Origin of the sequence: Burkholderia sp. USMB20 (assembly GCF_000949135.2) — a bacterium.
Taxonomy (GTDB): Bacteria; Pseudomonadota; Gammaproteobacteria; order Burkholderiales; family Burkholderiaceae; genus Burkholderia.
On record NZ_JTAN02000012.1, the window covers coordinates 774,888 to 787,921 of the forward strand.

The window sequence follows — 13,034 nt, forward strand, 5'->3', positions numbered from 1 at the left end:
TCAGACCCAGTCGCGCGGCACGAGGAACTCGCTCAGGCGCGCTTCCGGCGAGCCCGGCTCGGGCTGCCAGTCGTAACGCCAGTGCGCGACCGGCGGCATCGACATCAGGATCGACTCGGTCCGGCCGCCGCTTTGCAGCCCGAACAGCGTGCCGCGGTCGAACACGAGGTTGAATTCGACATAGCGGCCGCGCCGGTAAGCCTGGAAGTCGCGTTCGCGCTCGCCGTACGGCAGCGCGACACGGCGTTCGACGATCGGCAGGTACGCGTTCAGGAACGCGTCGCCGACGCTTTGCATCATCTCAAACGAGCGTTCGAATCCGGGCTCGGAGAAATCGTCGAAGAAGATCCCGCCGATGCCGCGCGTTTCGTTGCGGTGCTTCAGGAAGAAATACTCGTCGCACCACGTCTTGAAGCGCGGGTAGAGCTCGGCGCCGAACGGATCGAGCGCGTCCTTGCAGGTCTGGTGGAAATGCCGCGCGTCGTCCTCGAACGGATAAACCGGTGTCAGATCCATGCCGCCGCCGAACCAGAAGATCGGCGCCTCGCCGGGCTTCGTCGCGATCAGCATCCGCACGTTCATGTGCACGGTCGGGCAGTACGGGTTGTGCGGATGCAGCACGAGCGACACGCCGAGCGCCTCGAAGCCGCGGCCGGCCAGCTGCGGGCGCGCGGCGCTCGCCGACGGCGGCAGCGCATCGCCCGCGACGTCGGAAAAACCGATCCCCGCACGCTCGAACACGCGGCCGCCTTCGAGAATCCGCGTGCAGCCGCCGCCGCGCAGGCGCTCTTCCGGCCCGCGCTGCCACGCGTCGGTCGCGAGCGGCGTGCCGTCGAGCGCGCCGAGCGCATCGGCGATGCGTGTCTGCAGGCCCTGGAGATACGTGCGCACGCGCGCCACGTCGTAGGTCGAATCGGTCATGTCTGGACTGGCTGCCCCCGCGCGAAGCGGGGGCCGTAAAAAAGGCATCTGCCGGGCATTCTATCGAACCCCGGCAGAGGAGGCCGCCGTTTGCGACGGCAAAGCGGCGGTCAGGGTGTTACGTGCTCTTGCGATTCAGCGCGCGGAAGCCGATGTCGCGGCGATACTGCATGCCTTCGAAATTGATCTGGTTGATCGTGTCGTACGCATGCTGCTGCGCTTCGCGCACCGAATCGGCGAGGCCGACCACGCACAGCACACGGCCGCCGGACGTCGTCAGCTTGTCGCCGTCGAGCGTCGTGCCCGCATGGAACGTCACGGCCTGTTCGGTCTCGGCCGGGATCCCGTTGATGCGGTCACCCTTGCGCGGCGCGTCCGGATAGCCGTGCGCGGCCAGCACGACGCCGAGCGCGGTGCGGCGGTCCCAGTCGAGCTCGACGGTGTCGAGCGTGCCCGCGATCGCCTGTTCGACGACCTTCGAGAAATCGCTCTTCAGGCGGGCCATGATCGGCTGCGTCTCGGGGTCGCCCATCCGGCAGTTGAATTCCAGCGTGCGCGGATTGCCTTCCTTGTCGATCATCAGGCCTGCGTACAGGAAGCCCGTGAAGCGGATGCCGTCCTTCTCCATCCCGCGCACCGTCGGCATGATGATCTCGCGCATCACGCGTGCGTGCATCTGCGGCGTGACGATCGGCGCGGGCGAGTAGGCGCCCATGCCGCCCGTGTTCGGGCCGCGGTCCTCGTCGAGCAGGCGCTTGTGGTCCTGGCTCGACGCCAGTGCCAGCGCGTGCTTGCCGTCGACCATCACGATGAAGCTTGCTTCCTCGCCATCGAGGAATTCCTCGATCACGACGCGCGCGCCGGCGTCGCCCAGCTTGTTGCCCGACAGCATCATGTCGACCGCGGCGTGCGCTTCTTCCAGCGTCATCGCGACGACGACGCCCTTGCCGGCCGCGAGGCCGTCGGCCTTCACGACGATCGGTGCGCCTTTCGCGTCGATGTATGCGTGCGCGGCAGCCGCGTCGGAGAAGGTTTCGTAGTCGGCGGTCGGGATGCCGTGGCGCTTCATGAACGCCTTCGCGAAATCCTTCGAGCTTTCGAGTTGCGCGGCTTCGCGGGTCGGGCCGAACACCTTCAGGCCGCGCGCGCGGAACAGGTTGACGATGCCGGCCGCGAGCGGCGCTTCCGGCCCGACGAGCGTGAACGCGACGCCTTCGCTTTCCGCGAAATCGGCCAGCGCGTCGAGCGACGTGATGTCGACGTTCTTCAGACGCTCGTCCTGCGCCGTGCCGCCATTGCCGGGCGCGACGTAGACCATCTGGACGCGCGGCGACTGCGCGAGCTTCCACGCCAGTGCATGTTCGCGACCGCCGGAACCGACGACGAGTAGTTTCATGGGATTCCCCGCAGACTAGAAAACAGGGCGGCCGGCACGCTCAGGCGCGCCGGCCGCGAAATCGGTCGGGCCGCCGTCGCAACGCTGCGCACGGCGGCCGGCATCTCATTCCTCGACGATGACGGCGTTCGTATACACCTCCTGCACGTCGTCGAGGTTCTCGAGCGCGTCCAGGAGCTTCTGCATCTTCGCCGCATCGTCGCCGGTAAATTCGACTTCGTTCTGCGGCTTCATCGTCACTTCGGCGAGTTCGGCCTTGAAGCCCGCGGCTTCGAGCGCGTCCTTCACTGCCGAGAACGCCTGCCAGTCGCACAGCACTTCGATCGAGCCGTCGTCGTTCGTGCTGACGTCGTCCGCGCCGGCTTCGAGCGCCGCTTCCATCAGCGCGTCTTCCGACGTGCCGGGCGCGAACAGGAACTGGCCGACGTGATCGAACATGAACGCGACCGAACCGTCGGTGCCCATGTTGCCGCCGAACTTCGAGAATGCGTGACGGACTTCCGCGACCGTGCGGGTGCGGTTGTCGGTCAGCGTGTCGACGATGATCGCCGCGCCGCTGATGCCGTAGCCTTCGTAACGGATTTCTTCGTAGTTCGCGCCGTCCGCGCCGCCGACGCCGCGGTCGATCGCGCGCTTGACGTTGTCCTTCGGCATGTTCGCGTCGGCCGCCTTGTCGACCGCGAGACGCAGGCGCGGGTTCGAACTCGCGTCGCCGCCGCCGAGGCGGGCCGCGACCTGGATTTCCTTGATCAGTCGGGTCCAGATCTTGCCGCGCTTCGCGTCGGCTGCTGCCTTCTTATGCTTGATGTTGGCCCATTTCGAATGACCAGCCATACCTTTCTCCGTGCCCGGGCGCGCTGCGCGGGCGATTGTGCCAATGTGTCGTTGAATCGGCGGCCGTCTGGGCGGGCATGAAGCCGCGGGGCCGCGCGTGTCGAGTGGAACGTGATTTTATCACGTGGCGACCGTCGCTTCGGGGCCGCCGCGCATGGCCGAACGGCCGGGCGGGCCGTTGCGGCGTGCCGGGCCGCGCGGCCCGGCGGCATCGTCTGTCAGTTCTTGGTGCCGAACAGGCGGTCGCCCGCGTCGCCCAGGCCCGGCACGATGTACGCATGCTCGTTCAGGTGCGAGTCGAGCGACGCGACGAACAGCTTCACGTCCGGGTGCGCGTCCTGGAACACCTGTACGCCCTCGGGCGCGGCGACCAGCGCGACGAACATGATGTTCGCGGCCGGCACGTTGCGGCGCTTGAGCACGTCGACCGCGTGCACGGCCGAATAGCCGGTCGCGACCATCGGGTCGCACAGGATGAAGATGCGATCCTCGAGATCGGGCAGGCGCACCAGGTATTCGACCGGGCGGTGATCTTCGGCGCGGTACACGCCGATGTGGCCGACGCGCGCGGACGGCACCAGGTCGAGCAGGCCATCCGACATCCCGATGCCGGCGCGCAGCACGGGCACGATCGCGAGCTTCTTGCCCGCGATCACCGGCGCGTCGACCGCCACCAGCGGGGTTTCGACCCGCTTGGTCGTGATCGGCAGGTTGCGGGTGATCTCGTAGCCCATCAGCAGCGTGATCTCGCGCAGCAGTTCGCGGAACGTGCGCGTCGACGTGTCCTTGTCGCGCATGTGGGTCAGCTTGTGCTGGATCAGCGGGTGATCGGTGATGAAGAGATTCGGGAAACGGCTGTCCTGTTTCATGACGGGGTGCCTTGGCGGCAAAAGGGGATCGGGGGCGGCGCCGGCGCCAGGCCGGCCGCCGCTTATGGCCGCAATTTTACCAAGGCGCGCCACGTGATCCGGATATTATCGACGTCTCACGACAATCCGCGCGCCGTGTTCGCCCGCTCGCCTGCGTTCGCGACCGTTCGCCCGCCCGGCGAACCGGCCTGCGACCCGTCGGCGACCCGGCCCGGCCGGCGCGCGTCGCCATAAAGGAATCGACGATGGATCTCGGCATCGCAGGAAAGACCGCGCTCGTGTGCGCGGCGAGCAAGGGGCTCGGGCGCGGCTGCGCGGAAGCGCTGGCCGCCGAGGGCGTGAACCTCGTAATCGTCGCGCGCACGCGCGACACGCTGGAGGAAACCGCGGAGGAGATCCGTGCGGGGTCGAACGTGTCGATCACCGCCGTCGCCTGCGACATCACGACGCCCGACGGCCGCGCGGCCGCGCTCGCCGCGTGCCCGCAGCCGGACATTCTCGTGACGAATGCCGGCGGGCCGCCGCCCGGCGACTTCCGCGATTTCTCGCACGACGACTGGATCCGCGCGCTCGAGTCGAACATGCTGACGCCGATCGAGCTGATCCGCGCGACCGTCGACGGGATGATCGGCCGCGGCTTCGGCCGGATCGTCAACATCACGAGCTCGGCCGTGAAGGCGCCGATCGACGTGCTCGCGCTGTCGAACGGCGCGCGCTCGGGGCTGACCGGCTTCGTCGCGGGGCTGTCGCGCAAGGTCGCGGGGCAGGGCGTGACGATCAACAACCTGCTGCCCGGGCTGTTCGACACCGACCGGATCGCGACGACGCTCGCCGCGTCGGCGAAGGCGCAGGGCGTGAGCGTCGACGAGATGCGCGCGCGGCGCGCGAAGGAAATCCCGGCCGGGCGCCTCGGCACGCGCGCCGAATTCGGCGCGGCGTGCGCGTTCCTCTGCAGCGTGCATGCCGGCTATATCACCGGGCAGAACTGGCTGCTCGACGGCGGCGCGTATCCGGGCACGTTCTGACGCGCCCCACCATTCACGACGACAAATACGAGACGACAAAGGACACGGAGATGAGCAAACCCCGCATCGCACTGATTGCGCACGACGCGAAGAAGGACGAGATCGTCGCGCTCGCGGGCCAGTACCGCGCGACGCTCGCGCAATGCCGGCTGGTCGCGACGGGCACGACGGGCGGCCGCATCGCCGCCGCGCACGGGCTCGAGGTCGAGCGCAAGCTGTCGGGGCCGCAAGGCGGCGACCTGCAGATCGGTGCGGAGCTGGCCGAAGGCCGCGTCGACATCGTCGTGTTCCTGCGCGACCCGATGACCGCGCAGCCGCACGACCCGGACATCACCGCGCTGGTGCGCGCATGCGACGTGCACGACGTGCCGGTCGCGACGAATGTCGCGACCGCGCGGATGTTGCTCGACGATCTGGCGCGCAACATGCAGGACGTTTGCTAGGCGTTCTGCACGCGTGAGTGTGCGTGCTTGCCGCCATCTGTCGTGTGGATGACATGTGACGGATGGCGGTGAGCGTTGATAGCGCCGAAACAGGCGCGGATTGCGATGCCCGAGATCGCGGCCGGTCGCTCATCGTAACGACCAGAACCACACGGTTGATGCAGCCCAGTAGCAATCCGAACTGCAGAGGGCGCGGGCGCCATCGATCAGGTCGATGTGTCCGCCGCGGCCGTTCATGTATCCGGGGATGTTCCAGAAGGCCACGACGCCCTTTCTGGCGGCAATGCCGGTCGTCGCATCGTCTCGCCGGAACACTTCAGCCTTGCCGAAATAGGCCGGCTCCGCCAGCATGTTGGCCAGCCTCGCCTGGCCGGCTTCAATTCGCCGTCCACGGTGCGGCCCCTTCTGAATGACGAGGCCGCCGCGCAATGTCATTCCGCTCTTGACGAGTGCCAGGCTGATCCGAATGGCGCACGTATTTGCATACGCCGGATTGGCGACCAGGTCTTGCCAGCCTAGTTCCTCGTATAGCGCTTCCCTGGATACCGTCCTGTTGTCCGGATAGTGGCTGTTCAGTAATGAGAAGTGTGGTTTCAAGCAGATCGTCCCCGATCAACGGCACGGATATTTCTGCTGCAGGATGCGGGCGATCAGGCCTGCTGCGTTTGTGCGCAGCGCATCGTTCGGCAGTTTTCGAAGACCGCCGATCACTTCCGAATCGATCTCTCCGGATTTGATGCGCCCGTTGTCGCACCAGTCCTTGCCTTCGGTCATGTCGGCCACGCCGGCCAGATAACCGGTCATGACGTGGCGCTCGGCGTCGGCGTACGGATTGTTGTCCGTACGGCTGATGCCGTTGAGCAGCCGCGCACCGTCGACGCGTGGGAGCGCGGCTCCGTTCGCGATGCCGATACCTGCCGACAACGATGCGAAAACAAATGCATTGCGGATGAAAAGGGCGTTCATGGCATGGGGTTCGTGAATTCGGCGCAAAGCAAAATAGCACGGTCACCATCCCGGAAATCTCCATGGACCGCATGATTTCGCGGGGGACCGCACGGTGCAATGGGTGGCGACGCTTTGCCATCGCTGAATGGACAGCCATTCGTCCGACCCGAAGATGATTCCTTGAACGTGGCGAAATGTTGCACGTGGGGCACGTGCCGCACGCGAGACGAGCGCAAGGTCGCGACGGACCGGATGCCGCGCCATCCGCCGGAATGCACGTCACGTGCCGATCGTTTTTCGCGAAGACCCTACGGTCGTGAAGGGATTGCCGCGGCGTGCAGCACGAGCGCGCGCGACGCGCGAAAATCACGCGCAGTGTCCCGCGTCTGCCCGCCTCGCCGTTCGGGGGCAGCGACGTATTTGCCGAACCGAATTTCCAGACAAGCGAGGAGCGATACGATGCCGAAAGCAATCCGATACGACCAGGCAGGCGGCCCGGACGTGATGAAGTGGGTCGACGTCGAGGTCAGCGAGCCGCAGGCGGGCCAGGTCCGCGTCAAGCAGCATGCGGTCGGGCTCAACTATATCGACGTGTATTTCCGCACCGGCCTCTATCCGCAGCCGTTGCCCGCCGGGCTCGGGATGGAGGCGGCCGGCGAGGTGACGGCGGTCGGCGATGACGTGACCGCGTTCAAGCCCGGCGACCGCGTCGCCTATGTGTGGTCGTCGCCCGGCGCGTACGCGCAGGAGCGCGTGCTGCCCGCCGACCGCCTCGTCAAGCTGCCGGACGGCATCAGCTACGACGCAGCGGCGTCGGTGATGCTGCAGGGCCTGACCGCGCACTACCTGCTGCGCCGCACGTATCCGGTCAAGGCCGGCGACACGATCCTGATCCATGCCGCGGCGGGCGGCGTCGGCCTGCTGGTCTGCCAGTGGGCGAAGGCGCTCGGCGCAACGGTGATCGGCACGGTCGGCTCCGACGAGAAGGCCGAACTCGCGAAAGCGCACGGCTGCGACCACCCGATCGTCTACACGCGCGAGAATTTCACGCAGCGCGTGAGGGCGATCACGAACGATGCGCTCGTGCCGGTCGTCTACGATTCGATCGGCAAGGACACCTACATCGGTTCGCTCGACTGCCTCGCGCCGCTCGGGCTGTTCGTCAGCTTCGGCAATGCGTCGGGCCCGCTGCCGCCGATCGACTCGAAGGAGCTCTCGTCGCGCGGTTCGCTGTTCTTCACGCGACCGACGCTGTTCTCGTACATCGCGAAGCGCGCCGATCTCGAAGCCGCGGCCGCCGAGCTGTTCGACGTGATCCTGTCGGGCAAGGTGAAGACGAGCATCAACCAGCGCTATCCGCTCGCGGAAGTCGGCCGCGCGCATGCCGACCTCGAGTCGCGCAAGACGACCGGCTCGACGATCCTCGTTCCCTGACGCATCCCTTCGCGCCGGCACTGCGCCGGCGCGCACCCTGGCGGCCGGCGACGGTCGCCGTCCGTCCAGTCTTCGTCTCGACCGACGTTCGGTCCGCTGTTCCGCCCGACGTCCCGCCCGCTGTCCCGCCGCCGTCCCGTCCGCCGTTCCACCCGCCGTCCCCCGCCGCACGCGTTTACGCGTTTTTTATACCGGCCCGATGACCTTTGACCCGTCCTTTACGCGCGTTCCCATAAGGTTCTAGTCGTCCGATTTCGACGACGGAGAACACAAAAATGGATGGGGTTTTCATCGGCGCACTGGTGCTGTTCACAGCGCTGATCCTCGGTTTGCTTGCCGGTTGCGAGAAGCTCGTGCAATACGGCCGCGGGGGGCGCGCATGACCTGGATGCTTTGGCTGGCGGGTGCCTCGACGGCCCTGCTGTTTGCGTATCTCGTCTTTGCGCTGCTGCGCGCGGAGGACATCGAATGAACGCGAACAACCTGTTGCAGACGCTGCTGTTCATCGTCGTGCTGCTTGCGGCGGCCGTGCCGGTCGCGCGCTACCTGACGGCCGTGATGGACGGCAGCTCGCGCGTCGTGCGCGTGTTCGGACCGCTCGAGCGCGCGCTGTACCGCATCGCCGGCGTCGACGCCGGCACCGAGATGAACTGGAAGCGCTACGCAGTCGCCACGATCGCATTCAACGCGCTCGGCGCGCTGTTTCTCTACGGCCTGCTGCGCCTGCAGGGTTTCCTTCCCGGCAATCCGCAGCAGTTCGGCGCGATGACGACTGACGGCGCATTCAACACGGCCGTCAGCTTCGTCACCAACACGAACTGGCAGGACTACACGCCCGAGCAGACCGTCAGCTACCTGACGCAGATGCTCGGCCTGACCGTGCAGAACTTCCTGTCGGCCGCGACCGGCATCGTCGTCGTGATCGCGCTGATCCGCGGCTTTGCGCGTCACACCGCGCAGACGATCGGCAACTTCTGGGTCGACCTCACGCGCGTGACGATGTACGTGCTCGTGCCGATGTCGGTGGTGATCGCCGCGCTGCTGATGAGCCAGGGCGTGATCCAGAACATGAAGGCCTACCAGGACGTGCCGGTGCTGCAGACGAGCACCTATGCGGCGCCGAAGCTCGACGCGCAGGGCAACCCGGTGAAGGACGACAAGGGTAACGCGGTCACGGTGCCGACGCAGCTGACGAAGCAGACACTCGCGATGGGCCCGGTCGCGTCGCAGGAAGCGATCAAGATGCTCGGCACCAACGGTGGCGGCTTCTTCAACGCGAACTCCGCGCATCCGTACGAGAACCCGACGCCGTTCGCGAACTTCATCCAGATCTTCGCGATCCTGATCATTCCGGCCGCGCTGTGCCTCGTGTTCGGCCGGATGATCGGCGACCGCCGGCAGGGCATCGCGGTGCTCGCGGCGATGACGGTCGCGTTCGCGGTCGCGATCGGCGTCGAGGTGAGCGCCGAGCAGGCCGGCAACCCGGCGCTCGCCGCGCTGCACGTCGACCAGTCGACGAGCGCGCTGCAGCCGGGCGGCAACATGGAAGGCAAGGAAACGCGCTTCGGCATTGCGCAGACCGGCATCTTCACGGTCGCGACGACGGCCGCGTCGTGCGGCGCGGTCGACACGATGCACGATTCGCTGACGCCGCTCGGCGGTCTCGTGCCGATGCTGCTGATGCAGCTCGGCGAGGTGATCTACGGCGGCGTCGGCTCCGGTCTCTACGGGATGCTGGTGTTCGCGCTGCTCGCGGTGTTCGTCGCGGGCCTGATGATCGGCCGCACGCCGGAATACGTCGGCAAGAAGATCGAGTCGTACGAGATGAAGATGGTGTCGATCGTCGTGCTGCTCACGCCGCTGCTCGTCTTGGTCGGCACGTCGATCGCGGTGCTGGCCGACGCGGGCCGTGCCGGCATCGCGAACCCGGGCCCGCACGGCTTCTCGGAAATCCTGTACGCGTTCAGCTCGGCCGCGAACAACAACGGCAGCGCGTTCGCGGGCCTGACGGTCGGCACGCCGTTCTACAACTGGATGACCGCGATCGCGATGTGGTTCGGCCGCTTCGGCACGATCGTGCCGGTGCTGGCGATCGCCGGCTCGCTCGCCGCGAAGAAGCGCATCGCGGTGACGAGCGGCACGCTGCCGACCCACGGCCCGCTGTTCGTCGTGCTGCTGCTCGGCACCGTGATGCTGGTGGGCGCGCTGACCTACGTGCCGGCGCTCGCGCTCGGCCCGGGCGTCGAGCATCTGATGATGTGGCTGGGCGCATGACGCACGAGCGCATGGCGACACCTTGCAAAGACTGAAGAGATTGAAGAGATCGCAATGACTCAACATTCCGCAACACGGTCCATGTTCGATCCGGCGCTGCTGCGCCCGGCGATCGTGGATTCGTTCAAGAAACTCACGCCGCGCACGCAGTTCCGCAACCCGGTGATGTTCTGCGTGTACGTCGGCAGCATCCTGACCACGATCCTGTGGATCGCGGCGCTCGCCGGCCAGGCCGAGGCGCCCGCGGGTTTCATCCTCGCGATCGCGCTGTGGCTGTGGTTCACCGTGCTGTTCGCGAACTTCGCCGAAGCGCTCGCCGAAGGGCGTTCGAAGGCGCAGGCCGCGTCGCTGCGCAGCGCGAAGAAGGACGTGATGGCGAAGAAGCTCAACGAGCCGCATCCGAAGTCGCCGATCCGCATCACGACCGCGTCGGACCTGCGTAAAGGCGACGTCGTGCTGGTCGAGGCCGGCGACGTGATCCCGGCCGACGGCGAAGTCGTCGACGGCGTCGCGTCGGTCGACGAATCGGCGATCACCGGCGAATCCGCGCCGGTGATCCGCGAGTCGGGCGGCGACTTCTCGTCGGTGACGGGCGGCACGCGCGTGCTGTCCGACTGGATCGTCGTGACGGTCACCGCGAACCCCGGCGAGGCGTTCCTCGACCGGATGATCGCGATGGTCGAGGGCGCGAAGCGCAAGAAGACGCCGAACGAGGTCGCGCTGACGATCCTGCTCGTCGCGCTGACGATCGTGATGCTGCTCGCGACCGCGACGCTGCTGCCGTTCTCGATGTTCTCGGTCGAAGCGATGAAGGCCGGCCACGTAGTGACGATCACCGCGCTCGTCGCGCTGCTGGTGTGCCTGATCCCGACGACGATCGGCGGGCTGCTGTCGGCGATCGGCGTGGCCGGGATGAGCCGGATGATGCAGGCGAACGTGATCGCGACGTCGGGCCGCGCGGTGGAAGCGGCCGGCGACGTCGACGTGCTGCTGCTCGACAAGACCGGCACGATCACGCTCGGCAACCGCCAGGCGTCGATATTCGTGCCCGCGCCGGGCGTGAGCGAGGAGGCGCTGGCCGACGCCGCGCAGCTGTCGTCGCTCGCCGACGAGACGCCGGAAGGTCGCAGCATCGTCGTGCTCGCGAAGGAACGCTTCAACATCCGCCAGCGCGACATGGCGCAGCTGCATGCGACCTTCCTCGGCTTCTCCGCGCAGACGCGGATGAGCGGCGTCGATCTCCCGGGTCGCGAGATCCGCAAGGGTGCGGCCGATGCGATCCGCCGCTACGTCGAGACGCACGGCAGCCGCTTCCCGGATGAAGTGCGCCGCGCGGTCGACGACGTCGCGCGTCGCGGCAGCACGCCGCTCGTCGTGGCCGACCTGCACGACGGCGTCGCGCGCGTGCTCGGCGTGATCGAGCTGAAGGACATCGTGAAGGGCGGCATCAAGGAGCGCTTCGCGGAACTGCGCAAGATGGGCATCAAGACCGTGATGGTGACGGGCGACAACCGGCTGACGGCCGCGGCGATCGCGGCGGAAGCGGGCGTCGACGACTTCCTCGCGGAAGCGACGCCGGAAACCAAGCTCGCGACGATCCGCGAGCACCAGGCGGCGGGGCGTCTCGTCGCGATGACGGGCGACGGCACCAACGACGCGCCGGCGCTCGCGCAGGCCGACGTGGCGGTGGCGATGAACACCGGCACGCAGGCGGCGAAGGAGGCCGGCAACATGGTCGACCTCGACTCGAACCCGACGAAGCTGATCGAGATCGTCGAGATCGGCAAGCAGATGCTGATGACGCGCGGTTCGCTGACGACCTTCTCGATCGCGAACGACATCGCGAAGTACTTCGCGATCATCCCGGCCGCGTTCGTGACGACCTACCCGCAACTGCGCGTGCTCGACATCATGCATTTGACGTCGCCGGCCTCCGCGATCCTGTCCGCGGTGATCTTCAACGCGCTGATCATCGTCGCGCTGATCCCGCTCGCGCTGAAGGGCGTCACCTACCGGCCGCTCGGCGCCGCGTCGCTGCTGCGCCGCAACCTGCTGGTGTACGGTCTCGGCGGCGTGCTGCTGCCGTTCCCGTTCATCAAGCTGATCGACATGACGCTCGCCGCGCTCGGCTGGGCCTGATGCGCCGCATTTGAAGGAACCCTCATGAAAACGTTGATTCGCCCGCTCGTCGTGATCTTTGTCGTCCTGACCGCCGTGACGGGGCTCGCCTATCCGGCCGTGATGACCGTGTTCGGCCAGGCCGTGTTTCCGTCGCAGGCGAACGGCAGCCTGATCGAGCAGGGCGGCCGCGCGGTCGGCTCCGCGCTGATCGGCCAGCCGTTCGATGCGCCGAAGTATTTCTGGGGCCGCCTGTCGGCCACCGCGCCGATGCCGTACAACGCGACCGGCTCCGGCGGCTCGAACCTCGGCCCGCTGAACCCGTCGCTCGCCGACCAGGTGAAGGCGCGCATCGCCGCGCTGCGCGACGCCGGCACCGACATGTCGAAGCCCGTGCCGGTCGACCTCGTGACGGCGTCGGCGAGCGGCCTCGATCCGGAGATCACGCCGGCCGCCGCCGCGTACCAGGTCGAGCGCGTCGCGAAGGCGCGTAACCTGGCGCCGGACGCGGTCGCGCAGCTCGTCGCCGCGAACACGGCGGGCCGCCAGTTCGGCGTGCTCGGCGAGCCGCGCGTGAACGTGCTGAAGCTGAACCTCGCGCTCGACGCGGCGCAGGCCGCGCACTGAACGCGCGGCCGGGCTCCCGGCGCGGCAACCGGCGTGCGGCGCGGCCCGATCCGCGCCGCACGCGCTTGTCCGACGGCGCATGCGCCGTCTTTGCCTTTTGCGGCGATTTGGAACCACAATGACAGTACTCGTTCGCCATCCCGCG

General features: G+C 67.4%; 13 protein-coding genes. 7 read left to right on the top strand and 6 right to left on the bottom strand.

Annotated features, from left to right (window positions below; translation table 11 throughout):
• The 4 genes from hemF to upp form a co-directional block, all read right to left on the bottom strand.
• Positions 1–921 (bottom strand): oxygen-dependent coproporphyrinogen oxidase, encoded by a 921-nt coding sequence (hemF, locus tag PL79_RS16875; protein WP_044844702.1) that lies wholly within the window; start codon positions 919–921, stop codon positions 1–3.
• Positions 922–1,039: 118 nt separating this feature from the next.
• The gene (gene purD, locus PL79_RS16880) at positions 1,040–2,317 is read right to left on the bottom strand and encodes a phosphoribosylamine--glycine ligase (RefSeq protein WP_044844701.1); all 1,278 of its coding nucleotides are present in this window, start codon (positions 2,315–2,317) and stop codon (positions 1,040–1,042) included.
• Positions 2,318–2,422: 105 nt separating this feature from the next.
• Entirely contained in the window at positions 2,423–3,151 is a 729-nt protein-coding gene (locus PL79_RS16885) for a YebC/PmpR family DNA-binding transcriptional regulator (protein ID WP_044844700.1), read from the bottom strand.
• 218 nt (positions 3,152–3,369) lie between these two features.
• A complete protein-coding gene (gene upp, locus PL79_RS16890; RefSeq protein WP_006478229.1) occupies positions 3,370–4,020 on the bottom strand; it encodes a uracil phosphoribosyltransferase in 651 nt (216 codons plus the stop codon).
• A 245-nt stretch (positions 4,021–4,265) separates the two neighbouring features.
• On the opposite strand from upp, the gene PL79_RS16895 reads away from it, so the two are divergent.
• On the top strand, positions 4,266–5,045 hold the full coding sequence (locus PL79_RS16895; RefSeq protein WP_044844699.1) for an SDR family oxidoreductase: 780 nt from the start codon (positions 4,266–4,268) through the stop codon (positions 5,043–5,045).
• Positions 5,046–5,095: 50 nt separating this feature from the next.
• Positions 5,096–5,488 (top strand): methylglyoxal synthase, encoded by a 393-nt coding sequence (locus PL79_RS16900; RefSeq protein ID WP_044844698.1) that lies wholly within the window; start codon positions 5,096–5,098, stop codon positions 5,486–5,488.
• Between the two features lie 129 nt (positions 5,489–5,617).
• Here PL79_RS16900 and PL79_RS16905 read toward each other — a convergent pair whose 3' ends face one another.
• Together PL79_RS16905 and PL79_RS16910 are read right to left on the bottom strand one after the other, a co-directional pair.
• Positions 5,618–6,085, bottom strand: coding sequence for a T6SS effector amidase Tae4 family protein (locus PL79_RS16905; protein ID WP_044844697.1), 468 nt, complete (start codon positions 6,083–6,085; stop codon positions 5,618–5,620).
• 15 nt (positions 6,086–6,100) lie between these two features.
• A complete protein-coding gene (locus PL79_RS16910) occupies positions 6,101–6,454 on the bottom strand; it encodes a Rap1a/Tai family immunity protein (protein ID WP_044844696.1) in 354 nt (117 codons plus the stop codon).
• 441 nt (positions 6,455–6,895) lie between these two features.
• On the opposite strand from PL79_RS16910, the gene PL79_RS16915 reads away from it, so the two are divergent.
• The 5 genes from PL79_RS16915 to kdpC all read left to right on the top strand — a co-directional run bounded on the left by PL79_RS16915 (position 6,896) and on the right by kdpC (position 12,889).
• A complete protein-coding gene (locus PL79_RS16915; RefSeq protein WP_044844695.1) occupies positions 6,896–7,870 on the top strand; it encodes a quinone oxidoreductase family protein in 975 nt (324 codons plus the stop codon).
• 379 nt (positions 7,871–8,249) lie between these two features.
• Positions 8,250–8,342: a K(+)-transporting ATPase subunit F gene (gene kdpF, locus PL79_RS16920; RefSeq protein WP_006752209.1), complete on the top strand. Its 93-nt coding sequence runs from the start codon at positions 8,250–8,252 to the stop codon at positions 8,340–8,342.
• Positions 8,339–10,144, top strand: a complete 1,806-nt coding sequence (kdpA, locus tag PL79_RS16925; protein WP_044844694.1) for a potassium-transporting ATPase subunit KdpA — start codon at positions 8,339–8,341, stop codon at positions 10,142–10,144. Before kdpF ends, kdpA begins: the two co-directional genes overlap by 4 nt.
• Positions 10,145–10,198: 54 nt before the next feature.
• A complete protein-coding gene (gene kdpB, locus PL79_RS16930) occupies positions 10,199–12,283 on the top strand; it encodes a potassium-transporting ATPase subunit KdpB (protein ID WP_044844693.1) in 2,085 nt (694 codons plus the stop codon).
• 24 nt (positions 12,284–12,307) lie between these two features.
• On the top strand, positions 12,308–12,889 hold the full coding sequence (gene kdpC, locus PL79_RS16935) for a potassium-transporting ATPase subunit KdpC (protein ID WP_044844692.1): 582 nt from the start codon (positions 12,308–12,310) through the stop codon (positions 12,887–12,889).
• Positions 12,890–13,034: the final 145 nt, after the last annotated feature.